This window comes from Streptomyces sp. NPDC101191 (assembly GCF_044767915.1).
In the GTDB taxonomy this organism is placed as follows: domain Bacteria; phylum Actinomycetota; class Actinomycetes; order Streptomycetales; family Streptomycetaceae; genus Streptomyces.
In genome coordinates, this window is the sequence record NZ_JBIWOU010000002.1 from 362,388 (window position 1) to 385,178 (window position 22,791).

The window sequence follows — 22,791 nt, forward strand, 5'->3', positions numbered from 1 at the left end:
GCGAGAATGCGAACCGCCTCAGAGCAGGTCGCGGCGGTCGTCCTCGGTGACCGTGGGGGCCACGGGCGGGACGACCATCCGGCGGCGGCGAAGAACGCTGGTGTAGACGGCGGTTCCGATGATGCCGACCGCCATCAGGATGATGCCGACCAGATCGAGGTCGAGCCCTTGGAGTTCCCAGTCGGACGCGAAGGTCAGTATGGCTCCGACGGCGATCAGAATGATGAACAGTCCCAGACCCATGATTGCTCCCTCCCATGCGGGTTGGTCAGCGTCCGCGTACCCGGGCATCCGGAATTCACTCGACCCGATCGCGAACCGTCGGCATCGGTGCGATTCCCGATTCCCCGTACCGCACAGGGATGTTCATGCCTCGACGGGGCACGCGTGAGCCGCGGGCCCACGCACGCCACCGGGCGACGCGCCCCGCCCCAGGGCCGGCACCAGAGGCCGACGGACGACGACCCCCAGGGAGAACCGATGCAGGTCGACGAGCGGCCCCTCAACCCGGAACTCCGGCTGACGGCTCACCACGTGTCGGGCCGCTACCGGCTCGACGGCCTGCTGGGGCGTGGCGGCGCTGCCGACGTGTACGAGGCGCTGGACCTGCGACTGCGGCGGGCCGTGGCGGTGAAGCTGTTCCGGCCCGCCGACACCCGCCGGCCGGTCGAGCGGTGCGAGGAGCAGTGCGACGAGGAGGGCCGGCTCCTGGCGCGGATGCAGCACCCCGGACTGGTGACCCTCTACGACTCGGGCCACGACGAGGGCCGCCCCTATCTGGTGATGCAGCTCGTGAGGGGGACGACCTTGCGCCGGCGCCTCGCCCGGGCCACCCTCACCCCCGCCGAGACCTGCCGCATGGGGGCGACCCTGGCCTCGGCCCTCACGCATGTGCACGCCCGCGGTGTCGTCCACCGCGACGTCAAGCCGTCGAACATACTGCTGGACCGCGCGGACGCCCCGCACCTCGCCGACTTCGGCATCTCCCGTCGGCTCGACGCGGCCTCCGGGCCCGAGCCCGTTCCCGACGCCGACGCCGACGCCGACGGCAGGCTCCTGGGCACCGCGTCCTACATGGCTCCCGAGCAGGCGCTGGGCCGGCAGACGGGCCCTGCCGCCGACGTGTACAGCCTCGGTCTGGTGCTCCTCGAAGCCCTGAAGGGCGAGGCGGAGTACGGAGGGGCGCCGCTGGAGGCCGCACTCGCGCACCTGGAGCGCCCTCCGGTGGTCCCGTCCGATCTCCCGGCCGACCTCGCCGGCCTGCTGACGGCGATGACCGCCCAGGCACCCACGGCCCGGCCGGACGCCCGTACCTGCGCCCGGGCCCTGGCCGACCCGCGGACTGCGGCCTCACCGGCGCACCACGCGTCCGCCCCACGCGGGCCTGGCCGTCTGCGAAAACACGCCGGGGTCCCCGGCCGCGCACGGGCCGTGGCCGCGACGGTGGCCACGCTCGGACTCACGCTGACCGGCTCGTGGGGCAGCGCCCCCGCCGGCGGCGACGCGGCCGCGGCCCGGTCGGCGGGCCGGGCCGTCCTGCACGACCGGCCGGGGGCCGTGGAGCACCCGCGGACCACCGCCCCGGCACCCGCCGCACCGCATCCGGGCGAGCCGCACGCACACGCCTGACCCACTGCAGGAGCGCCGCCCTCCTCCCGCGGCTCACAGGAATGACTCTCTCCGCCGGCAACGGGGCGCCCCGGCGCCGGGCCGTGGCGGCACTTCTCTCCGCGTCCCCTCGCCACGCCCCGGCGCCCGGCCGTGGCGGCGCTTCTCTCCGCGTCCCCGCGTCACTCACGAGACCGGCGGCACGGCCCAGTTCGGGTCGCGGCCGCTCAGGCCCACGGTGCGGTCCAGCAGAGGGGCCCGTTCCGGGACGCGCACCACGGTTCCGAAGATGCCACCGCCACCGTCCTGCTCCTCGGCCGCGGCCAGCAGGAAGGCGTGCGAGGCGCGCAGCGCGGCCTGGTCGGGTACGTACTCCTGGCCAGTGGCACGGGCCAGGTCCCAGCCGTGGATGACCAGTTCGTCGGCGGCGACGATCCCCGTGACGCCGCCGGGCAGATCGACGCCGCCCGCGCGGGTCGTCCCGGTCCAGGCGCCCGGATCCCGCCAGGCCTCGGCCAGGTCCTGGAGCAGACGGGGCAGCTCCGTGCGCCAGTCGGCGGGCAGCAGGGGCTTGGCGGTACCGGGCGCGGTGTCCGTGGTGGGGCCCAGGTCCTTCCGGGCGGCGTCCCGGAAGGCCACGGACAGTCCCGCCAGGTGGCCCAGCAGGTCGCCCACCGCGTAATCGGGACAGGGCGTCCGGTCGGCGAGGCGCGCGTCCGGCACGCCCGCCGCGAGACGCGCCACGATCAGCGCCTGGGGTCCGAGGTCGAGACCCGTCATGTCTGTCATCTGCCGCTCCTTGGAGACGAGGGATCCGTAGGGTGGACCGTCGGCGGAGCGGGAACTCATCGCCGGCGCGGGAAGGAGATTCCCGCGGGTGGTCCTGCCGGGAGCCGGGCCGCGCCTGTCGGGCAGGGCCTCCGCGGGGTGAGCGCAGGGCCTCGGCCGGTGGTGCGCAGGGCCCCTGCCGGTGGTGTGCAAGGCCCCTGCCGGTGGTGCGCACGGCCCCTGCCGGTGGTGCGCAGGGCCTCTGCCGGTGGTGCGCAGGGCCTCTGCCGGTGGTGCGCAGGCCTCCGGCCTTGGGGAGCAGGCCTCCGGCCTTGGTGCGCAGGCCTCCGGCCTTGGGGAGCAGGCCTTCCGCCCGTGATGGGAAGAGCCTCCGCCGCGGGTGTCGTCGACGCGAAGTCGTCACTTCCCGCCGGGGCCGAGGAATGCCGTCCGGGGTTCCGGAGCAGACGCAAAAGGGTCAATGCCGCACCCGAGGGGCCGAAGCCGGGCGCCGGGCGTGATCGACCGTGCGCGGACGGGAACCCCTGACCGGGCGCGGGGTCCACTCCCCGTGCCGGCTTCCTCCCCAGGAAAGGACCTCCGACATGAGCGCAGCGCCCACGACCGTCACGCTGGGACCCGACAGCGACCTCGCCCAGGTCTCCGAACTCGCACAGCAGCTCAGGGTCGACTCGGTGCGCGCCAGCACGGCGGCGGGCTCCGGCCACCCCACCTCCAGCCTGTCCGCCGCCGACCTGATGGCGGTCCTGATGACCCGCCATCTGCGCTACGACTGGGCGGCTCCGGACGACCCGGCGGGCGACCACCTGATCTTCTCCAAGGGGCACGCCTCACCGCTTCTGTACGCGATGTTCAAGGCCGCCGGTGCGATCGACGACGACGAGCTGATGACGACCTACCGGCGTTTCGGCCACCGGCTCCAGGGTCATCCGACGCCCGTGCTGCCCTGGGTGGACCTCGCGACCGGCTCCCTCGGTCAGGGCATCGCCTACGGGGTCGGGATCGCGCTCGCCGGCCGCGACCTGGAGCGGCAGCCGTACCGGGTGTGGGTGCTGTGCGGCGACAGCGAGATGGCCGAGGGGTCGGTGTGGGAGGCGCTCGACAAGGCCGGGCACCATCGGCTCGCCAACTTCGTCGCCCTGATCGACGTCAACCGCCTCGGCCAGAGCGGCCCCACGGAGCTGGAGTGGGACACCGCCGCGTACGCCCGGCGCGTCGAGGCCTTCGGCTGCCGGGCGCTCGTGGTCGACGGCCACGACCTGGCGGAGGTCGACCGGGCGCTGACCGTGGCCGCGGACGGCACGGCGCCGACCGTCGTCGTCGCGAGGACCGTCAAGGGCCGCGGCGTGTCGGAGGTCGCCGACAAGAACGGCTGGCACGGCAAGCCGCTGCCGAAGGACATGGCCGAGCGCGCCGTCGCCGAACTGGGCGGCGTGCGCCACCTGGCCGTGCACGGCCCCAAGCCGCCGGCCGCCGCTACCACCGGCGCCCGGGCCGGCAAGGCCGGTCCGGTGGAGCTTCCGCGCTACGAGGTAGGGGACGAGGTCGCGACGCGGGTCGCCTTCGGTGCCGCCCTCACCGCGCTCGGCGCGCGGCCCGAGGTGGTCGCGCTCGACGCCGAGGTCGGCAACTCCACGCACAGCGAGGACTTCGGGAAGGCGCATCCGGAGCGGTTCTTCCAGACGTACATCGCCGAGCAGCAGATGATCGCCGATGCCGTCGGCATGGCCGTACGCGGCTTCCGCCCGTACGCCACGACCTTCGCCGCGTTCCTCACCCGGGCTCACGACTTCATCCGCATGGCCGCCGTCTCGCAGATCACCATGTCCCTGTGCGGGACGCACAGCGGGGTCGAGATCGGCGCCGACGGCCCCTCGCAGATGGGCGTCGAGGACCTCGCCATGATGCGTGCCGTCCTCGGCTCCACGGTCCTCTACCCCAGCGACGCCACCTCCGCGGCCGCGCTCACCGCCGCCATGGCCGACCTCGACGGCATCTCGTACCTGCGCACCACCCGCGGCGCGTACCCCGTGCTCTACGCCGCCGACGAGAGTTTCCCGGTGGGCGGCTCCAAGACCCTGCGGCGCGGCGAGCACGACCGGGTCACGCTGGTCGGCGCGGGCGTCACGCTGCACGAGTGTCTGGCCGCCGCCGAGGAACTGGCGGCCGACGACATCCAGGCCCGTGTCGTGGACCTCTATTCCGTCAAGCCGGTCGACGCCGACACTCTCGTGCGCGCCGCCCGCGAGACCGGTGCCCTCGTCGTCGTCGAGGACCACCACCCCGAGGGCGGGATCGGCGAGGCCGTGCTGTCGGCGCTCGCCGCGGGCGGCCACCAGCCGGCCTTCGCCCACCTCGCGGTCACCGACCTGCCGGGCTCCGGCACGACCGAGGAACTCCTCGACGCGGCCGGCATCTCCCGCAACCACATCGCCCGTGCCGCCCGCACGCTGGTGGGCCGATAGCGGGGGGCGCGGTAGGCCGTGACGTCCGTGGTGGCCCCGGGGCCCGCGTCCGGCGCAGAATCGAGCTGTAGCCGCGGATACCGTCCGGCGGTTTCGTCCCGGTTCCCGTTCCGGAGGACGGACATGAGCGCGACCGAGAAATGGAAAGCCTCTGCGGAGCAAATAGTGGGAAAAGCCGTCAGGAAGACGGCTCATGCGCTGGGGAAGGAAAAGACGGCACTCAAGGGGGCCGGATTGCAGGCGCGCGGCAAGGCCAGGCACTGGAAGGAAAAGACCAAGGACGCCTTCAAGCACTGACCCCGTCGGTTTCCGTTTCCGGGTGCCGCTCGCAGCCTGAGGGCCCCGCTTTCCGACCGACGCCGTTCCTCAGGTTTGGAGCGCGGTGTTCGGCGCATACGGAGTAGCAGAAACCACGCGCTGGAAAGAGGTGCACCGTGAGCATCATCGGTTGGATTCTGGTGGGCCTGATCGCCGGAATGATCGCGAAGCTGCTGATGCCGGGAAAGGACCCCGGCGGCTTCTTCATCACCATTCTGATCGGTATCGCGGGAGGGCTCCTGGGCGGGTGGCTCGGGAAGGTCATTTTCGACGTCGACTCCATCGACGGCTTCTTCGAGCTCTCCACCTGGGTCGCCGCCATCGTCGGCTCTCTCATCCTGCTGGCCGGATACCGCCTCGTTTCCGGCTCCAGGCACCGTCACTGACGGGCTTCGCACACGGCTCTGCCCGGCGCACTCCGCGCCGGGCAGAGCCGTGTCGTCGACGCGAAGGGGATTCGGCCCGCCCGCCCCCGCCGTGCTTTCCTTGGTGGGAACCCCATCGAAGAAGGCATGGCATCCATGAACCGCTCGGCCGCCCGTACGGGAGATCTTTCCGGCCTCGCCGATCTCGCCGGCAACACCGGCACCCCGTCGCTCCCGGCCGCGGAGCGCTTCGACGACATGGAGCTGCCCGCCGCTCTCCTGACGACGCTGGCCGCCCAGGGCGTCACCACCCCGTTCCCTATCCAGGCCGCCACGCTGCCCAGCGCCCTCGCGGGCCGCGACGTCCTCGGCCGGGGCCGCACCGGGTCGGGCAAGACGCTCGCCTTCGGGCTCCCGCTCCTCGCGCGCACGGCCGGCCGTCGCGCCGACGCCAAGAAGCCCCTCGCCCTGGTTCTCGTACCGACGCGCGAGCTGGCCCAGCAGGTGGCCGAGGCCCTCACGCCGTACGCCCAGGCCCTGAAGCTGCGCCTGGCCACCGTCGTCGGCGGCCTTCACTCGGGACGCCAGGCGACCGAGCTGCGCTCCGGTGCGGAGGTCGTCGTCGCCACGCCGGGCCGCCTCAGGGACCTCGTCGAGCGCAGGGACTGCCGCCTGGACCAGGTGGAGATCGCGGTCCTCGACGAGGCCGACCAGATGGCCGACATGGGGTTCCTGCCGCAGGTGACGGAGCTGCTCGACCAGGTGCGGCCCGGCGGACAGCGCATGCTGTTCTCGGCGACTCTGGACCAGGACGTCGAGGAGCTGGTCCGCCGCTACCTCCAGGACCCGGTGAGCCACGCCGCCGACCTCACCGACGAGACCGCGTCCACGGTGGAGCACCATGTGCTCCACGTCCAGGGCGCCGACAAGTTCGCCACGGCGACGGAGATCGCCGCCCGCGACGGGCGCGTGATCATGTTCCTGGACACGAAGCTCGCCGTGGACCGCTTCACCCGGCACCTCGTCGACAGCGGCGTACGGGCCGCCGCGCTGCACGGCGGCAAGTCCCAGCCCCAGCGCACCGACACCCTGGAGCGGTTCAGGACCGGGGCGGTCACCGTCCTCGTGGCGACGAACGTCGCTGCCCGCGGGATCCATGTCGACGATCTCGACCTCGTCGTCAACGTCGACCCGCCCACCGACCCGAAGGACTACCTCCACCGGGGAGGCCGTACGGCACGGGCCGGGGCCTCCGGAAGCATCGTGACCCTCGCCCTGCCCGACCAGCGCCGTGACATGGCACGGGTCCTCGCGGAAGCGGGCATCCGGCCCCGGATCACGAAGGTCCGGCCCGGCGAGCCCGAGCTGCGGCGCATCACCGGTGCCCGAACGCCCGCCGCCACCCCTGACGACGGCAAGCCCGCGTCGGGCGGCGACCGGCGCGGCGCCACCTTCCGTGGGATCGGCACCGTCCCGGGGAAGCCCGGCCGCGCCAAGAACGAATCCCGTAAGTCCGCCGAGGCACGGCGCACGGCCGAAGCCCGCAGGGCCGCCCGCGTGCGGCGCGGCGGCGCGTGAGCGCCGTCCCGGCACCCATGTCCGCGCTTCGGAGCCACGCTCCGCTGGACGCCGACGCTCCCCGATGCCTGCTTGCCGAGGCTCTCCGATGCCGGCCTCGGAGCTTCGACAGCCCCGCGTCCGGGCCGGCACGAGGACGGGTCCGGCCGGGGAGGCCGACGGCCCGGCTCTGCCGGGTCAGGCGTCGTCGCCTGCCGTGATCCGCACGCACTCCCGTACGACCTCGCCCAGATCACAGCCCCCGCGCTGAAGGTCGCGCTGGCGTTGGGCGCCGCCACCCTGGGCGAGAAGGGCGGCCAGAGCGCGGTGGGCACGGTCGCGGTCGCCGCAGGCGCGCAAGGCCGGGTCCGTGTGCTCCAGCAGGGCCTCCAAGGCCACCTCGGCGGGCGTCTCGCGCATGGTGCGGGGGTCGAGGAGCGGCCCCCGGAGCCCGGAACGGGCCGCTCGCCACGACGCCAGCCGCAACAGGGTGGCCGGGATCCGGGCAGGCGGCTCCCCCGCGCGCCACGCGTCGGCCGCGGTCTGCACCAGCCCCCGGGCCAGGGTCGCCACCAGAACGGTGGTGTCCGGCTCCAGACAGACGTCCGCGACGCGGATCTCGACGGTCGGGTAGCTGTGGGAGAGCCGGGCGTCGAAGTAGACCATGCCCCGGTCGCGCAGGACCCCCGTCGCGAGCATGTCGCGCACCCGCTCGTGGTATCCCTCCGCGCTGCCGAACGGCTCGTAAGGTCCCGCCGAGGGCAGCCGGTTCCAGACTCGGCTGCGGTAACTGCTGTATCCGCTGTCCTGGCCGCCCCAGAACGGCGAGTTGCCGCTGACGGCGTTCAGGAGGGAGAGCCAGGGTCTGATCCGGTCCAGCACGGCGACGCCCTCCTCGTCCGACTCCACGGAGACGTGGACGTGGCACCCGCAGGTGAGCTGCTCCTGTGTCGTGAGGGCGAACTGCTCCGCCATCCACAGGTACCGGCGCCCGAAGTTCCGTGAGGGGTCCACCGGAAGCGGTGAGGTCGCCAGGGCCGCGACCCGGGCGCCGGCCTCCTTGGCGTACCGAGCCGCATCCCCGCGCCACCGGACGATCTCCGCCCGCAGTTCGCCCATGTCGCTCACGGGGCGGGTGGCGAATTCCAGCTGTTCCTGGTGCAGCTCCTTCTCGAAGCCGCCTTGCGGGTCATCGCCCCCGCCGCCCTGCTCGTCCTCGTCCCGGCCTTGTGCCGCGGCCGCGAGCACCGCGGCCGACACCGCGAGCGGCTCCCCGGTCGTGGCGCTGACGAGCAGCAGTTCCTCTTCGACTCCTACGGTGCGCATCCATGCTCCTGTACGACACTCGGTACGCCGAACGGCGCCGGGCGGTCGGGTCCGCCGGTCCTACGCCTGCCCAGGACGGCCCGGGTGATGCTCGCAGGTGGATGGGCCGTAGCGGCGGTGCCCCGCCGATGACGAACCCCTGGCGCCACCCGCTCGCCGGTCTCCCCCGGCAAGGAACGCCGGGCTTCCTCGGCGGTGTCCGACAGCCGTTGGCGCGGCTCGTTGCAGTTTCAGTTGACACGGATCGCGAGCATGCAGGCGTCGTCGTCGGGCCCGGCCTGCTCCGGATCGGCGAGCAGCACGTCGATCATCTGCTGCGGGGCGAGTGCGGAGGACCGCCCCATCGCGTTCGCGAGGCGCTCGATGCCCTTCGTCACGTCCTCTCCACGGTGCTCCACCATGCCGTCGGTGTACAGCAGGAGAACGTCGCCCGCCCGTAGCGGAGTCGAGGTCGTCTCGTACCCGTAGCCGGGTAGGGCACCGAGCAGCGGTCCTCTCCGGCCGGTGTCGAGGGGCTCGGCCCGGCCTTCGCGCAGGAGAAGCGGCGCGGGGTGCCCGGCGTCGGCCCAGCACAGGGCGCGGGTCTCGTCGATGTGTCCGGCGACCACCGTGGCGGTCTGACCGGCGGGATCGCTGCAGACCAGCTCGTTCAGCCAGGTCGTGATCTCCCCGGCGTCGGCCCCGGTCTGGGCGAGGCCGGCCAGGGCGTGGCGTTGCTGGGCCATGCGGGCCACGGCGTCGAGGCCGTGCCCGGCGGCATCGCCCATGGCCACCAGCACCCGGCCGTCCGGCAACAGCCGGCACTTGTACCAGTCGCCACCGACGGCGGCGTCGGGCTCGGCGGGCCGGTAGGAGGCGGCCACGGTGAGTCCGACGGCCGCCAACGCCTCCGAGAGCGTGGGCAGCAGGGCCTCGCGGAGCGCGTCCGCCACCCTGCGTTCCGCCTGGGCCTGGCGCCGCAGCCGGTCCGACTCGCGCTCGGTCTCGGCGAGCCGTCGGCGGCTGCGGATCTGCGGTGTGAGGTCGCGCGCGACCAGGTTGACGGCCCAGGGTCGGCCGTCGGTCCCGGCGACGGGGCGGCCGAGCAGGTCGAGGGTGCGCACCTCGCCGAGGACCAGGAACCGTATCCGGGTCCACGCGGGTTCCTCACCGGCGAGCACCGAGGTGAGGAACTCGGAGAACGCGGTGAGATCGTCCGGCACCAGGGCGTCGCAGAGCTGGTCGAGCGTCCAGGGCATGCCGATCTCGGCGTGGAAGATCCGGCTGAGTCCTTCCGACCAGGTCACCTCGCCGGACAGCAGGTCCCAGTTGCCCCACCCGAGGGAGGCCAGGTACTGGGCGTCGATCGTCAGGAGTTCCGTCTGGCTCCGCACGGGCCGCCAGGTGGCGAGCACCTGCTCCCCGCAGAGCGCGGCCGAGTACAGCAGCGGAGCCCGGTGGAGTCTGCCGAGCCGTTGCTCGGTGTAGTCGACGACGCGGCCCTCCAGCGAGCCGCCGTTGTCGACGAGGCCGGCGAGCGCTGCAAGGAGCCCGCTGTGCACCGCTCCGGGCCGGGCCTCGAGAAAGCGCTGGCCCACCTGACGGTCCGGTGCCTCCAGCCAGGCGGCGGACCGCATCCGGTTGCCCGCGACGATACGGAAGTCCCGTACGGTCCCCGTGTCGTCGCGGAGCGGTTCCAGCAGCACGGCGGACGCGGGGATGGCGCTGAGCGCGGAGCACGTCCCTGTGGCGCCCTGGTCGTGTGTGCTGCACAGACATCGGGGCGCGGCGTAGGAGTCGTGGGAGGGGCCGGCAGCCAGCGACTGCACCGGCGTGGTGACGGCCGTTCCCGGCTCGGCCGGAGCGGGCCGATCGGCGGTGCGGCGCACCCCGTCACGCAGGGAGGCGACCTCCCGTCCGATCATGGCCTTCAGCTCGTCGACGTTGTCAGGCAGCGGAAAACTCATGATCGCCTCCTTGGCCGGGCGGACATGACTCCGGAAGCAGGATCGGCCGACGTGCCCGCCTGCCGCCGAGGGCGCCGGTGCCCGTCAGGGCCCGTTCCCTGGACGGACTTCCTGCGGAGACGGGGCTCGCCGGGTGTGTGTGCCGACGTACGCTCGCCGCCTCTGCGGTTCCGCGTGTGCGGGCCGACGTACGCCCGCCATCTCTTCGGTTCCGCGCGGCCGTCACTGTTCGCGAAGGGCGGGCAGCAGGGTGGATTCGGCCCAGCGGATGAAGGGCAGTTGCCGGGAGCCTCCGATCTGGACGAGGGCGAGGTCGGTGAATCCCGCCTCCTCGTAGGCGCGCACGGCCTTCAGGACCGCGTCCGTGTCGTCCCCGCAGGGAATGGCGGCGGCGACGTCTTCGGGGCGGACGTGTTCGGTGGCCTGGTCGAACCCGGCCGGCAGGGGCAGTTCGGCGTTCAACCGCCAGCCGCCGAGGGACCAGCGGAACTGTTCGTGGGCACGGGCGACCGCCGCGTCGCGGTCGGTGTCGTAGCTGAGGGGGAGTTGGCCGATGCGGGGCTTGCCGGCGCCGCCGTGGCGGTCGAATGCGTCCAGGAGTCCTGCCTCGGGCTCCGTGGCGATGAGGAGATCGGCGTGGCGACCGGCGATCTCGCACGAACGGGGGCCCGAGACCGCGATCCCCAGGGGCGGCGGCGTGTCGGGGAGGTCCCAGATCCGGGCGTTCTCGACCTGGAAGTGGCGGCCGCGACGGGTGACGTATCCCCCGTCGAACAGCTCGCGGATGATGAGGACGGCCTCCTCCAGCATGTCGAGCCGGACGCCCGCCGAGGGCCAACCCGCCCCGACGATGTGCTCGTTGAGGTTCTCTCCCGACCCGAGGCCGAGCCGGAAGCGGCCATCGGACAGGAGTTGGAGTGTGGCCGCCTTCTGAGCGATCACGGCGGGGTGGTAGCGGAAGGTCGGACAGGTGACGAAGGTCGTCAGCGGGATGCGGGAGGTGGCCTGGGCGGCCGCTCCGAGGACGCTCCACGCGTACGGCGCGTGTCCCTGCTCCTCCAGCCAGGGGAAGGAGTGGTCCGAGACGACGGAGAAGTCGAACCCTGCGTTCTCGGCCGCGACCACGTGCTCGACCAGCTCCCGGGGCCCCGCCTGTTCGGTCATCATCGTGTAGCCGATGTTCATCATGACGGGCGCCTTGCCGCGACCACTGTTCCGTAAACGGACGAGTCGATACGTATCGGGCGTGTGAGCCCGCGGCCGGCAGCGAGCGCCGTAGGGTGCCGCCTACCCTTCCGCCCCCGTCACCGAGGACCACGGCGGGCGCGCAGAAAGGCGGACGGGCCCGCGCCGAGGCGCGGGCCCGTGGAACTCGGCGGCCCCGACTTGCCTTGCCGCGCCACACCCGCCCCCAACTCGGGGCCGCCGCCCGGTAGGCGGGTACGCAGCGACGCGGGGCCCGGGGCGTCAGCGCATTCCCGGCTCACCCGGCTCCGGCGGGAGGCCCCAGGTGTCGGGCGCGGGGCGGGACCCGGTCCCACCTGTCGTGCCGCCGCCCATCGCGCCCCCATCCTGACGCCCACCCGGGGGCATGCCGCCCGGGGACGTCCCACCCGAGGACATCTCGCCCGAGGACATCTCGCCCGACGGGCTGATGCGGCCGCGCCACTGACCGGTCTCGTGGCCGTGTTCCTCGATGAACCCCTTGAACCGCTTGAGGTCGCCCTTGACGCGGCGGTCCAGGAAGCCGAGGGCGTCACCGGCCTTCTCCGTCATCCCCTCGGGCTCCACGTCCATCGCGAGCCGGACCCGCGTGTGGTCCGGGTCGAGGCGCTGGAAGGTGACGACGCCCTTCTGCTTCACGTCACCGCCCACGGTGCGCCACGCGATGCGCTCGTCCGGCAGCTGGTCGACGATCTCGGTGTCGAACTCGCGCCGGACTCCCGCGACCTTGGTCCGCCAGTGACAGTGACGCGCGTCGACCTGCCGCACCTCCTCCACGCCTTCCATGAAGTTCGGGAAATCCTCGAACTGCGTCCACTGGTTGTAGGCGTTCCGCAGCGGAACGTCCACGTCGATCGTCTGCTCCACCATGCTCACGGTCATTCCTCCTTCATGCCGTCCAGGACTAAGCGGGATCGGTGCGCGCGTACCCGACGAAGTACGGCTCAATCTCGCAATTTCCGAACACAGCAGAGGCGTCCCGTCACTCTCCGCTGTCGTCGACATGCAGGTCATCACCCCCCGTGTCACGTTGGTGGGGCAGGCAGCCGCCACACCGGAGAGGAGACGCCGTCATGAGCGGCATGCAGGACAAGGAGCAACAGCCGGGCACAGGCCGCGAGCAGCGGATCCGTCCCCACGACCCGGAACACGAGTCCGCTCGATCGCCGCAGGGCGGCAAGGGCCCTGGCGAACTGCGCCGCCCCGGCGACGACGACGGGCGGCCGAACCGGGGGCGCGACAGGGAGGAAATGGGGGACGACGAGCCGGACGAGATGCAGTGAGCGGCCGATTCCCGGCCGCCGCCCCAGCCGGCCGGCACCCGCACACCACTCTCCCGCTCGTTCGTGCGCATGGAACATCAGATGAGCGCTCCAGGCATACGAGGCCCCAGGAGGGGCACTCGTACGTCGAACGGGCTGACGCCGATCATGGCGCGGCTCGTCGGAGACCACGTCCATGAGTCGGTAGGAGTCACCGTGACCGTCCGGATCGGAGTGGAAGAAGAGTTCCACGTGATCGACGTCGAGACCGGGGAACTCGTTCCACGGGCCGAGGCCGTCCTCAGCAAAGTGGCCCGACCGCAGGACGGCTACGCCCGTGAACTCCCGCAATCCGTAGTGGAGTCGAACAGCGGCGTGCACACGTCCCTGGACAGCCTCTACGTCGATCTTTCCGCCACCCGTCATCGCCTCGACGAGAGCGCGTTCCGCCAGGGCCTCGGGGTCGTCGCGGCGGGCACCGCGCCGCTGACCCGGCTCGGCACCGTCCCGCCGACCCCTGAGCGCCGCTACCACGACATGACCGACGAGTACCGTCGGCTGGCGGACGAGCAGCTGATCTGCGGCGCCCAGGTGCACGTCGACGTGCCGGACCGCGACGACGCCGTGCGGGCGATGTGCGCCGTCGGACCCTGGCTGCCGCCGCTCCTGGCGCTGTCGGCGAGTTCGCCCTTCTGGCTGGGCGCCGACACCGGCTATGCCAGCTGGCGCACCATGGTCTGGCAGCGGTGGCCCACCTCAGGACCGCCGGGATGCTTCGACAGCGCCGCCGAGTACGACCGGGCCATGGACGAACTGGTTCGCTCGGGCGTCATCAACGACCCCGGGATGATCTACTACGACGTCCGTCCCTCGGCCCATCTGCAAACCCTCGAACTGCGTGTCTGCGACGCGTGTCCGCGCGTCGAGACCGTCGTCCTGATCGCCGCCCTCTTCCGGGCCCTCGTGGTCGACGCCTGCGCGCAGCTCCGTACGGCGGGCGGCTCCAAGTGCGACGGCCGGCACGAGTGGTTGCGGGCCGCCACCTGGCGGGCCGCCCGGTCCGGTCTGGAAGGCGAGCTCATCGATCCCACCACCCGTCGGGCAGCGCCCGCCCCCGTGGTCGTACGCGGCATGCTGCGGCGGCTCCGCCCCTCACTGGAGGAGTACGGGGACTGGGCGACCGCGCGTTCCCTGGCGGAGGAAACACTGGCCCATGGCAGCGCCGCCCACCGGCTGCGCAGGACGGTCGCGGCCCAGGACCTGCTGGCGGGCGTGGACGACCTCCTCGCCGAGACCCGCGGCGGCTCGCCCAGGCCCGGCAGGGGAGACCGGGCCCAGCGGGCCCGGAGCTCGGCGCCGCACCCGGCGGGGCGGCAGAGCGGTGGTGGGCGTCTCGTGACCCGGCCGGCCAGGGCGCGAGGCGTGCGGCACGCGCCCGCCGACCCGGGCGTCGCCGACGACCCTGCCGACGAGCACATGGCGAGCGGGGCCGGAACGATCGCGCTGCGACGACGGCGCGGCGGTCCCGCTCCCGCCCAAGGCGTCCGCCCCGCGCCCGCCGTCCCGTCCGAAGGAGGCCCGGCGTGTGCGGCTTGAGCGGAGAGGTGCGCTTCGACGGCGAGCGGCCCGACCTGGCCGCCGTAGAGCGCATGACCGACCGGCTGGCGGCGCGGGGGCCCGACGGCCGGGGCCTGTGGTCCGCAGGGGCCGTGGCCCTCGGGCACCGCCGGCTGAAGATCATCGACCTGTCGGACCGCGCCGCCCAGCCGATGACCGACGCCGAGGCGGGTCTCACCTGCGTCTTCAACGGCTGCGTCTACAACTACCGGGAACTCGCCGAGGAGCTGCGGCGGCGCGGCCACCGTTTCGAGACCACGTCGGACACCGAAGTCGTGCTCAGGGCGTACCGCCAGTGGGGCACCGGCTTCGTCCGGCACCTCGTCGGCATGTTCGCCGTGGCCTTGGTGGAGCACACCACCGGCAGAGTGGTGCTCGCCCGGGACCGGCTGGGCATCAAGCCGCTCTACCTGGCGGCCCGGCCCGGACGGCTGCGGTTCGCCTCCACGCTCCCCGCCCTCCTCGCCGCGGGCGGGGTCGACACCTCCCTCGACCCGGTCGCCCTGCACCACTACATGAGCTGGCAGTCGACGGTGCCGGCGCCGCGCACCGTCCTGGCCGGGGTGCGCAAGCTTCCCCCCGCGACCGTGCGGGTCGTGGAACCCGACGGCACGCAGCACGACCACCTCTACTGGCAGCCGTCCTACACGCGCCGGGCCGAGTTCGCCGACATGGGGGCCGAGGACTGGCGCGACGCCGTCCTCGGTGCGCTGCGGACCGCCGTACGCCGCCGGATGGTCGGCGACGTGCCGGTAGGGGTACTGCTGTCCGGCGGGCTGGACTCCAGCCTGATCGTCGCCCTGCTCGCCGGGGAAGGGCAGACCGATCTGAGGACCTTCAGCGTGGGCTTCGAGTCGGAGGCCGGGGAGGAGGGCGACGAGTTCCCCTACTCGAACCGCGTCGCCCGGTCCTTCGACACCGACCACCACCAGCTGATCGTGCCCTCGGACCGCGTCTCCACCGCTCTCGACGGAGCCGTCGCCGCCATGAGCGAGCCGATGACCAGCCACGACGCGGTCGCCTTCCATCTCCTGTCGGAGCAGGTCTCCAAGGAGGTCAGCGTCGTCCAGAGCGGTCAGGGCGCCGACGAGGTCTTCGCCGGCTACCACTGGTACCCGGCCATGGCCGACGTCCCCCGCGAGGCCGAGCCGGACCGGTACGCCGAGGTCTACTTCGACCGCCCGCACGCCGAGCTGGCGAGGATCCTCCAGCCCGACATGCTCCCCGGCTTCGACCCGTCGACGGAGTACGTCCGTACGCACATGTCCGCACCCGGCGCCGAGACGGCCCTGGACGCGGCGCTGCGGACGGAGACCCACGTCATGCTCGTCGACGACCCGGTCAAGCGGGTCGACAACATGACGATGGACTGGGGACTGGAGGCACGCGAACCGTTCCTCGACCACGAGCTCGTCGAGCTGGCGGCCGCCTGCCCGCCGGAGCTGAAGCTCGCCCAGGGCGGCAAGGGTGTCCTCAAGGACGCCGCGCGCACGCTCCTGCCCAGGGACGTCGTCGACCGGCCGAAGGGCTACTTCCCGGTGCCGGCGATCCGCCACATGGCGGGGCCGGTGCGGCAGCGGGTGAGGGACGTGTTCGCCGCGCCCGCCGCACGCGGTCGCGGAGTGTTCCGCGACGAGTACATCGCCTCGCTCCTCGAGGCGCCCGACGGCCACCGCACGAACCGTGGGGCCAACGCCCTGTGGCAGGTAGCGTTGTTGGAGACATGGCTGCAGACGCACGGCATCCACTGACCGCCCCCGTCCTGTCCGGGGCGCCCGCGGCACTGCCCCTCGGCAGCGCCGCCGGTCCGCCGGACGAACGGCCACGCGTCGGGGCACACGCCTGCTGGTACCCGACGGCCGACCCGGCGGCCGAACACGTGGCGTTCATCTGCGACCGCGGCGGCGTGCCGCAACTGTGGACGGCGCCGGTGGGCGGCTCCGAGGTCCGGCTGCTGGATGCCGCCCCGGACCACGTGACGGAGGTCTCCTGGTCACCGGACGGCCGCTGGATCGCCTACACCGTCGCCCCCGGCGGCAGCGGGCACACGCGTGTGCTCTGCGTCCGCCCCGACGGCTCCGACCGCCGGGTCCTGGCCGGCGCGGACCCGGGCTCCTCGGCGTACCTGGGCTGCTGGACCAGGGACGGCACGGCGCTGGCCGTCACGATCGCCCAACCCACCCCCGACGGGCCGGGGGAGCTCCGCGCGCATGTCGAGGGGCCGCCGGGGTGGACCGAGCGCGACGGTCACGCCGCCCTGCTCCAGGACGGCGCTCACCCCGCGGGCGGGGCCGGCTCACCGCCCGCCAGGGACCGGCTCACCGCCTATCTCCTCGACCCGGCGGCCGCCGGCGCGCCCGTCCTGCTCGCGGACGAGACCGACGCCGCGACGCTGCGGGTGTGCGACATCAGCCCGGACGGCGGCCTTGCCCTGCTGCGCCGCGGACCGCGCGGACGCCGGGAGGCGGTCGTGCTCCGGCTGGCCGACCGGACCCCGGCGCACGTGTTGCCCGTCGCCGACGGCGACCCGTGGATCGGCCGCTTCTCCCCGGACGCCCGCACCGTGTGGTTGCGCAGCGACCACGGACGCGAGTACGCGGCACTGCTCGCCCTCGACCTGCGCGGCGCGGGAGAATCCGCGAGCGACGTGCGCGTGGTGGCTCACCGCGAGGCCTGCGATCTGGAACTGCTCGCCTTCATGGAACACGGCCGACGGGCCGCACTCGCGTGGAACGTCCGAGGAGCCAGCCTTCTGGAGACCCGAACGCTCACCGGCTTCGGAACGGCTCCGCTCGACGGCAGCACGGCCGCCGCCCGGGCGCCCCGCGAGGTGGATCTCGAGCACGAGGTGGTCACCCGGGTCGCGCCGGCCGGAGCGCAGGGCATGCTGGTCGCCCTCTCCGGCTCCCAGCGGCGGCCCGGAGTGTGGCACCTGCCGGACGCGTCGCCCCCCGCGCGCACGCCCTGGTCGGCGCGTGACGCCGACACCGTACCGCCGGGGCGCGCGCCCGTACGGCCGTTTCCCGCGCGCCCGACCGCCCGCGACGGGCTGCTCCTGGGCGGCTGGTACCACCGGGCCCCCGGCCGCGCCGTCGGCGAGCCGGCCCCCTGCGTCCTCCATCTGCACGGTGGCCCGGAAGAACAGGAACGTCCGGTCTTCGACCCGCTCTACCACGAGCTGCTCGGCCGGGGCCTCGACGTCTTCGCCCCGGATGTGCGCGGCTCGTCCGGCTGGGGCCGTACGTTCCGCGACGCCGACCTCGGCGCAGGCCGCTTCGCGGCGATCCAGGACGTGGCCGCCTGCGCCGCGCACGTGATCGAGACGGGGCTCGCCGACCCCCTGCGTCTGGCCGTCATGGGCCACTCGTACGGCGGCTACCTCACCCTCGCCTCCCTCGTCTGGCACCCCGAGCTCTTCCGCACCGGGGTCACCGTCTGCGGCATGTCCGACTTCGCGACCTTCTTCGCCGGCACGGAGCCCTGGCTGGCCGATTCGGCGGCGCACAAGTACGGCCACCCGGTCCGCGACCGGTCCTTGCTGCGCGCGCTCTCCCCGATGAGCCGTGTCGACGCCCTGCGGGTGCCTCTGCTCGCGATCCACGGCGAGCACGACACCAACGTCCCCCCGCGCGAATCCGAGCAGATCGTCGCGGCCGCCCGGGCCCGCGGACTCGAGGCGGAACTGCTGTTGCTGCACGAGGAGGGCCACGACTTCCGCCGCGCGGAGAGCCGACGTCTGTTCAGGCTGACCGCCGCGGACTGGATCCAGCGCCGGCTCGCCGCGTGAACGGGGCCCGGGCGCGACGAGCGGGTGGCGGGGCGCGGGCGCGCGGACGGGCTCCGCTTCGGCAAGCGGGTGGACGGCCGAGGGGCGCGGACGGGCTCCGGCTCGGCGGGCGGGAGGACAGGCCGGGGCGCGGGGACGGGCTCCGGCTCGGCGAGCGAGCGGACAGGCTGCGCCGCCGGGACGGGCTCCGGCTCGGCGGGCGGGAGGACAGGCCGGGGCGCTCGGAACGGATGAAGGATCCCTGGCTGCCGGCCGTCGGCGCACGTACCGGTCGCACCAAGGCGCCGGGGGCCGCTCGCGTGGAAGACGCGGAACGGGCGCGGCGTTCCGCCCTGGTCGGAGGAGGCCCGACGTGTCACGGATTCCCGAACCCCAGGACCTGCACGCTCGCATCGCACGGCAGGTGGCCGCCCGTGCGGAACGGCTCTGGGACCTCAGCCTCGCGCTCCACCGCGAGCCGGAGACGGCCTACGAGGAACACCGGGCGGCCGGACTGCTCGGGGACGAGCTGGAGCGGGAGGGCTTCCGGGTGGAGCGCGGGGTGGCGGGGCTGCCGACCGCCTTCGTCGGCCGCGCGGGAGCCGCGTCCCTGAGCCCCGAGGCCACCGGTCGCCGCGTGGCCCTGCTGATGGAGTACGACGCGCTGCCGCTGCTCGGGCACGCCTGCGGCCACAACCTCATCGCCACGGCCGGCCTCGGTGCGGCGCTCGCGCTGCACACCGTGCTCGGTGAGGTAGAGGGCGGCCTGCTGGCCGTCGGGACGCCGGCGGAGGAGCGCGGCGGTGGCAAGGTCACGCTGGTGGAAGCGGGGGCGTTCGACGGGGTCGACGCGGCGCTGATGTTCCACCCGGGTGTGTACGACTGGGCCTGGGCGCCGCTGACGGCCAGCGCGCAGGTCCGGGTGGGGTTCCACGGGCGCGCCGCGCACCCGACGGGCAACCCGACCGAGGGGATCGACGCCCTGGGCGCCCTCGTCCAGCTCTTCAACACGCTGGGCGTCCTGAGCAGGCGACTCCCGCCGGGATCGCACGTCCAGGGAATCGTGTCGGACGGTGGCCGCGCGACGAACATCGTCCCGGAGTACGCGGAGGGCCTGTTCGGGCTGCGCGGGGCGACCACCGCGGCGCTGGAGGCGCTGCTGGACGAGTTCCGCTCGTGCGCGCGAGGAGTCGCTCTGGCCACCCGCACGACGGTGGAGGTGACCGACGTCGGTGGCCGCTACGAGCACTTCCGTGACAGCGAGGTCCTCTCGGGTCTCTTCTCGGGTCACCTCGCGCGGACGGGCATCCGCTTGTCGGAGCCCACCCCCGGGGTCTACGTGGGGTCGTCGGACATCGGGAACGTCAGCACGCGCGTGCCCGCCATCCACCCCTTCGTCGCGATCCTGGGGTCGGAGTCGTCCACACACACGCCACAGTTCGCGGAGGCCTCCGCCGGGCAGCGCGCACGACAGGTGATGCTGGCCGCCGCGGAGGCGCTGGCCTGCACGGCGGTCGACGTCCTGCTGCGCCGGGACGTCGCGGAGATCGCCTGGGCGGGCCTCCGGAAGAAGGCCTCCGCCGGCCTGTGAACGGACTCCGGCCGAGGGGCGGTCGGCGGAGGGGCGGTCGCCTCTTACGTCGGCACGCTCTCGTCACGGCCCCTCGTCGCCGACCGGCCGGTCAGGATCCCCGTACGTACACGCTCGTGCGCACGTACCAGGTTTCACCGGGAGCCCTGCGGGCACTTGCGTGGCCGGAAGCCCTCGACGGCGGCCACGGGTCGCCCGCAAGCGAAAGGCTGCGGTCATGGCACGGCGACATCGCGCGCCCGCGGATGCCGGGCAACTGCTGGCCATCTACCTCAACGACCACCTTGCGGGTTCCAGCGGCGGGCTGTCGCTGATCCGCCGGATCGCCCGGAACCATCGGGACACGCCCCTGGAGGCGTCTCTGACCCACCTCGCGCGGGAGATCGCGGAGGACCGTGACAGTCTGCGCGAGATCATGCGGGTCCTGGGCATACCGAGGCGTCGCGCCCGCGCGGTCCTGGGCGCCCTGGCGGAACGGGCCGGACGCCTGAAGCTCAACGGCCGCCTGATGTCCCGCTCGCCTTTGAGCGACGTCCTGGAGTTCGAGGCCATGCGGCTGGGCGTGGAGGCCAAGGGCGCCCTCTGGTCCGCCTTGCGGAGCGTGGCCGGCGCCGACCCGCGTCTCGACCGTGGCGCGTTGGAACGGCTACTGGACCGGGCCCGCCATCAGGCCGGCGTGCTGGAGGAATTGCGCCTCGCCGCGGCGGCCCGCGCGTTCGAGCCCTCGGGGACGGCGCCGCGCCCCACGGCGCAAGCGGCTGCAGGCGGCCGGGGGCGGACAGGCCCGTAACCGGCTGCCGACGTCCGCGGCCGCGGCTCGGGCGGCCGCCCGAGCCTCCGATCCGAGCGCTGCCCCTTCCTTCCGCACGGCGGCCGACTCCGCGCGCCGGTGCGGTCGTTGCGCCCGCTCCCCCACGCTCTCAGGCATGACGTGACCAGCCGGGACGTAGGATTCCCGGCGTGGACATCGACTCGTTCCGCTGGATGTTCCTCGTCCTGGCGGCCCTGCAACTGATCACCCTCATACCCGTCGTGCGGCGCCTGCGGGGTACGGAGCCCACAGCCCGCGCCGGAGCCCGGCTGGACCTCCTCGACTCCCTGGGCGGCATGACGCTCCTCAGCGGCATCGGCCTGGGCAACATCGTGGTCATGTGCGCCGGACTGGCCCTGCTGACCGCGACCATCGCGGCGAAGGCCGTCCGCTGGAACCGCGCCAGGGCCCGGGCCCGATCAGGCTCCTAGGGCAGCGGACGCTTCGTGCCGTCCGAGGCTCCGGCGGCGAGGGCAGGGGGTCCCGGTTCCGGCCCGACGGCGGGAAGCGCCGCCGAGCTCTGCTGTTCCCCGACGCAGGGGTGTCCGGTGCGGTCCACGGTCCAGGCGGTGTCGTCCGCGTCGGCGGCCGCGGCCCGAACCGCGACGAGGATGCGCTCCCAGGTCCCGTCCCCGGCCCACCTGATCAGCCGCTTGTGAGCGGTCTGGAACGAGCCGAGCTCGGCCGGCAGGTCCCGCCAGGGTGAGCGGGTCCGGTACTTCCACGCGATGGCCTCCACGGTTCGGCGGTGATCGGCCCACCGCCGACCGCGTACCGGATCGGCCGGCATCAGCGGCTCGATCCGGTCCCACATCGCATCAGTGATGGCTAGAAGGTCGGACACACCCGATCAACCGACCGACCGATCGAAGAGACACGCGTCAGTCCCGCCCAGAGGTGACGCCCTCTGACGCTCCGATGCGTCTGCGTGGCGTGCAACGATCGCGTCGGCGCGGGCGCGCAGCGACCGGCGATCCCCGGCCTGACGGCCGAACCCGGAGGGGCGCCGGCCGTCGCGTGATGCGATCCGGCTCGGGCCCGCCCTGTCGGTCCGCAGCTCCCCGGCGGACCGTCTAGGCCGAGGTGTCGGCGTGGCGGAGTTCGGCGAGCAGCTCGCTCTGTCCGGCGAGGAGTTCGGTCAGGATGCGGCGTGCGGCGCGCAGGAGGTCCGCCACGTCGCCGCCGGCGAGGGCGTAGCTGACGGTGGCGCCGTCACGGATCGAGACGACGATGCCTGATCGGCGCAGCACGGCGAGCTGTTGGGAGAGGTTGGACGGCTCGATCTCGATCTCGTTCAGAAGCTCGCGGACAGGTACGGGGCCGTTCTGGAGAAGTTCGAGCACGCGGATGCGAACGGGATGCCCGAGCATGCGGAAGAACTCCGCTTTCGCCTGGTACAGCGGCACCTGCATGCGACAACACTCCCACCCGGTTCGACCGTTCCGAGGGCCGGCAGCCGGAACTGCCGGCTCCTCGATGTCCAGCTTCCGTCATCCTCCCGCCTCCGGCTCCGACCCGCCCCCGACTGATCACATTCAGATGTGCCGAGTTGAAAACTCTTTCAAGTCCGGGGCATGCGGGAGCCGGGAAGCGGGACGAAGGCTACAGCTCCAGCGATTCCTCGATGCGCCGGAGCTGGTGCCTGGCCATGGCCAGATTGGCCCTGCCCTTGTCGAGGACGAGGTATAGGAAGAGGCCGTTGCCCCCGCGGCCCCTGATCAGCCGGATGAGGTGGTACTGACTCCCGAGGGTGATCAGCACGTCCTCGATGTCCTCCTTGAGGTCCAGCATCTCCATGGTGCGGACCTTCGCCCGGATCACGTCGGTGTTGCCGGCCGCGGCCACCGCCAGATCGAGGTCCTTGCCACCACCCAGGGTGCCGAGGGCCATGCCGCTCGTGTAGTCGACCAGTGCGACCCCCAGGCTCCCCTCGATCGAGGTCATCGCCTCTTTGAGAGATGTCTCCACACTCAACATCAGTTCCTGCTCCCTCTGTTCTGGAAGAACCCGGCCGCCCTCACAACCCGGCCGGGTGACGACGGCAGACGCTACCCACTGGGTGTCGGAACTTCAGGAAGATCGGGAATCCGGCAGGAATCGATCCCCCGTGCCCTAGCATCGACTGTTGCGGGAGCACCGGGGGCGC

19 protein-coding genes and 2 pseudogenes are annotated in these 22,791 nt (G+C 73.0%); 12 read left to right on the forward strand and 9 right to left on the reverse strand.

The features are described 5' to 3' along the window. Nucleotides 1-18: 18 nt before the first annotated feature. Complete coding sequence (locus tag ACIRQF_RS08740; protein WP_376634341.1) at nt 19-243, reverse strand: DUF6458 family protein; 225 nt, start codon at nt 241-243, stop codon at nt 19-21. Nucleotides 244-480: 237 nt separating this feature from the next. Between ACIRQF_RS08740 and ACIRQF_RS08745 the strand changes: the two genes are divergently transcribed. After that, nucleotides 481-1,629: a serine/threonine-protein kinase gene (locus tag ACIRQF_RS08745; protein WP_404090114.1), complete on the forward strand. Its 1,149-nt coding sequence runs from the start codon at nt 481-483 to the stop codon at nt 1,627-1,629. Between the two features lie 165 nt (nt 1,630-1,794). Here ACIRQF_RS08745 and ACIRQF_RS08750 read toward each other — a convergent pair whose 3' ends face one another. Continuing rightward, nucleotides 1,795-2,397: a TIGR03086 family metal-binding protein gene (locus tag ACIRQF_RS08750; RefSeq protein WP_404090116.1), complete on the reverse strand. Its 603-nt coding sequence runs from the start codon at nt 2,395-2,397 to the stop codon at nt 1,795-1,797. A gap of 584 nt (nt 2,398-2,981) precedes the next feature. Here ACIRQF_RS08750 and ACIRQF_RS08755 point away from each other — a divergent pair. The 4 genes from ACIRQF_RS08755 to ACIRQF_RS08770 all read left to right on the forward strand — a co-directional run bounded on the left by ACIRQF_RS08755 (nt 2,982) and on the right by ACIRQF_RS08770 (nt 7,123). Further along, nucleotides 2,982-4,862 (forward strand): transketolase, encoded by a 1,881-nt coding sequence (locus ACIRQF_RS08755; RefSeq protein ID WP_389759464.1) that lies wholly within the window; start codon nt 2,982-2,984, stop codon nt 4,860-4,862. 123 nt (nt 4,863-4,985) lie between these two features. Next, nucleotides 4,986-5,159 (forward strand): hypothetical protein, encoded by a 174-nt coding sequence (locus ACIRQF_RS08760; protein ID WP_376634334.1) that lies wholly within the window; start codon nt 4,986-4,988, stop codon nt 5,157-5,159. 137 nt (nt 5,160-5,296) lie between these two features. Continuing rightward, complete coding sequence (locus ACIRQF_RS08765) at nt 5,297-5,566, forward strand: GlsB/YeaQ/YmgE family stress response membrane protein (RefSeq protein ID WP_376634332.1); 270 nt, start codon at nt 5,297-5,299, stop codon at nt 5,564-5,566. A 126-nt stretch (nt 5,567-5,692) separates the two neighbouring features. After that, complete coding sequence (locus ACIRQF_RS08770; protein WP_404090119.1) at nt 5,693-7,123, forward strand: DEAD/DEAH box helicase; 1,431 nt, start codon at nt 5,693-5,695, stop codon at nt 7,121-7,123. 177 nt (nt 7,124-7,300) lie between these two features. Here the strand turns inward: ACIRQF_RS08770 and ACIRQF_RS08775 are convergent, their stop codons facing one another. The 4 genes and pseudogenes from ACIRQF_RS08775 to ACIRQF_RS08790 form a co-directional block, all read right to left on the reverse strand. Then, on the reverse strand, nt 7,301-8,428 hold the full coding sequence (locus ACIRQF_RS08775; RefSeq protein WP_404090121.1) for a glutamate--cysteine ligase: 1,128 nt from the start codon (nt 8,426-8,428) through the stop codon (nt 7,301-7,303). Between the two features lie 230 nt (nt 8,429-8,658). After that, nucleotides 8,659-10,374 carry a PP2C family protein-serine/threonine phosphatase gene (locus ACIRQF_RS08780; protein WP_404090123.1) on the reverse strand — a complete coding sequence of 572 codons (1,716 nt, stop codon included), beginning with the start codon at nt 10,372-10,374 and terminating at the stop codon, nt 8,659-8,661. Between the two features lie 222 nt (nt 10,375-10,596). Continuing rightward, nucleotides 10,597-11,562 (reverse strand): LLM class F420-dependent oxidoreductase, encoded by a 966-nt coding sequence (locus ACIRQF_RS08785; protein ID WP_404090125.1) that lies wholly within the window; start codon nt 11,560-11,562, stop codon nt 10,597-10,599. Nucleotides 11,563-12,015: 453 nt separating this feature from the next. Next, nucleotides 12,016-12,474 (reverse strand): annotated as a pseudogene (locus ACIRQF_RS08790) (SRPBCC family protein); the annotation flags it as partial. A 197-nt stretch (nt 12,475-12,671) separates the two neighbouring features. Between ACIRQF_RS08790 and ACIRQF_RS08795 the strand changes: the two are divergent. The 7 genes from ACIRQF_RS08795 (at nt 12,672) to ACIRQF_RS08825 (ending at nt 21,076) form a co-directional block, all read left to right on the forward strand. After that, nucleotides 12,672-12,881 (forward strand): hypothetical protein, encoded by a 210-nt coding sequence (locus tag ACIRQF_RS08795; RefSeq protein WP_404090127.1) that lies wholly within the window; start codon nt 12,672-12,674, stop codon nt 12,879-12,881. Between the two features lie 195 nt (nt 12,882-13,076). Beyond that, a complete protein-coding gene (locus ACIRQF_RS08800; RefSeq protein WP_404090129.1) occupies nt 13,077-14,456 on the forward strand; it encodes a glutamate--cysteine ligase in 1,380 nt (459 codons plus the stop codon). Further along, complete coding sequence (locus ACIRQF_RS08805) at nt 14,444-16,228, forward strand: N-acetylglutaminylglutamine amidotransferase (RefSeq protein WP_404090131.1); 1,785 nt, start codon at nt 14,444-14,446, stop codon at nt 16,226-16,228. The genes ACIRQF_RS08800 and ACIRQF_RS08805 overlap by 13 nt, the downstream gene beginning before the upstream one ends. Further along, on the forward strand, nt 16,201-18,264 hold the full coding sequence (locus tag ACIRQF_RS08810; protein WP_382486320.1) for a S9 family peptidase: 2,064 nt from the start codon (nt 16,201-16,203) through the stop codon (nt 18,262-18,264). Before ACIRQF_RS08805 ends, ACIRQF_RS08810 begins: the two co-directional genes overlap by 28 nt. Nucleotides 18,265-18,616: 352 nt before the next feature. Continuing rightward, nucleotides 18,617-19,834: an amidohydrolase gene (locus ACIRQF_RS08815; RefSeq protein ID WP_404090133.1), complete on the forward strand. Its 1,218-nt coding sequence runs from the start codon at nt 18,617-18,619 to the stop codon at nt 19,832-19,834. A 217-nt stretch (nt 19,835-20,051) separates the two neighbouring features. Beyond that, entirely contained in the window at nt 20,052-20,624 is a 573-nt protein-coding gene (locus ACIRQF_RS08820; RefSeq protein WP_404090135.1) for a hypothetical protein, read from the forward strand. 170 nt (nt 20,625-20,794) lie between these two features. Next, on the forward strand, nt 20,795-21,076 hold the full coding sequence (locus ACIRQF_RS08825; protein ID WP_404090137.1) for a hypothetical protein: 282 nt from the start codon (nt 20,795-20,797) through the stop codon (nt 21,074-21,076). Between the two features lie 142 nt (nt 21,077-21,218). Here ACIRQF_RS08825 and ACIRQF_RS08830 read toward each other — a convergent pair. The 3 genes and pseudogenes from ACIRQF_RS08830 to ACIRQF_RS08840 all read right to left on the reverse strand — a co-directional run. Continuing rightward, a pseudogene (locus ACIRQF_RS08830) lies at nt 21,219-21,489 on the reverse strand (transposase); the annotation flags it as partial. Nucleotides 21,490-21,718: 229 nt separating this feature from the next. After that, on the reverse strand, nt 21,719-22,057 hold the full coding sequence (locus tag ACIRQF_RS08835) for an ArsR/SmtB family transcription factor (protein ID WP_376634307.1): 339 nt from the start codon (nt 22,055-22,057) through the stop codon (nt 21,719-21,721). A gap of 190 nt (nt 22,058-22,247) precedes the next feature. Beyond that, nucleotides 22,248-22,622, reverse strand: a complete 375-nt coding sequence (locus tag ACIRQF_RS08840) for a hypothetical protein (RefSeq protein WP_376634305.1) — start codon at nt 22,620-22,622, stop codon at nt 22,248-22,250. Between the last annotated feature and the right edge of the window lie 169 nt (nt 22,623-22,791).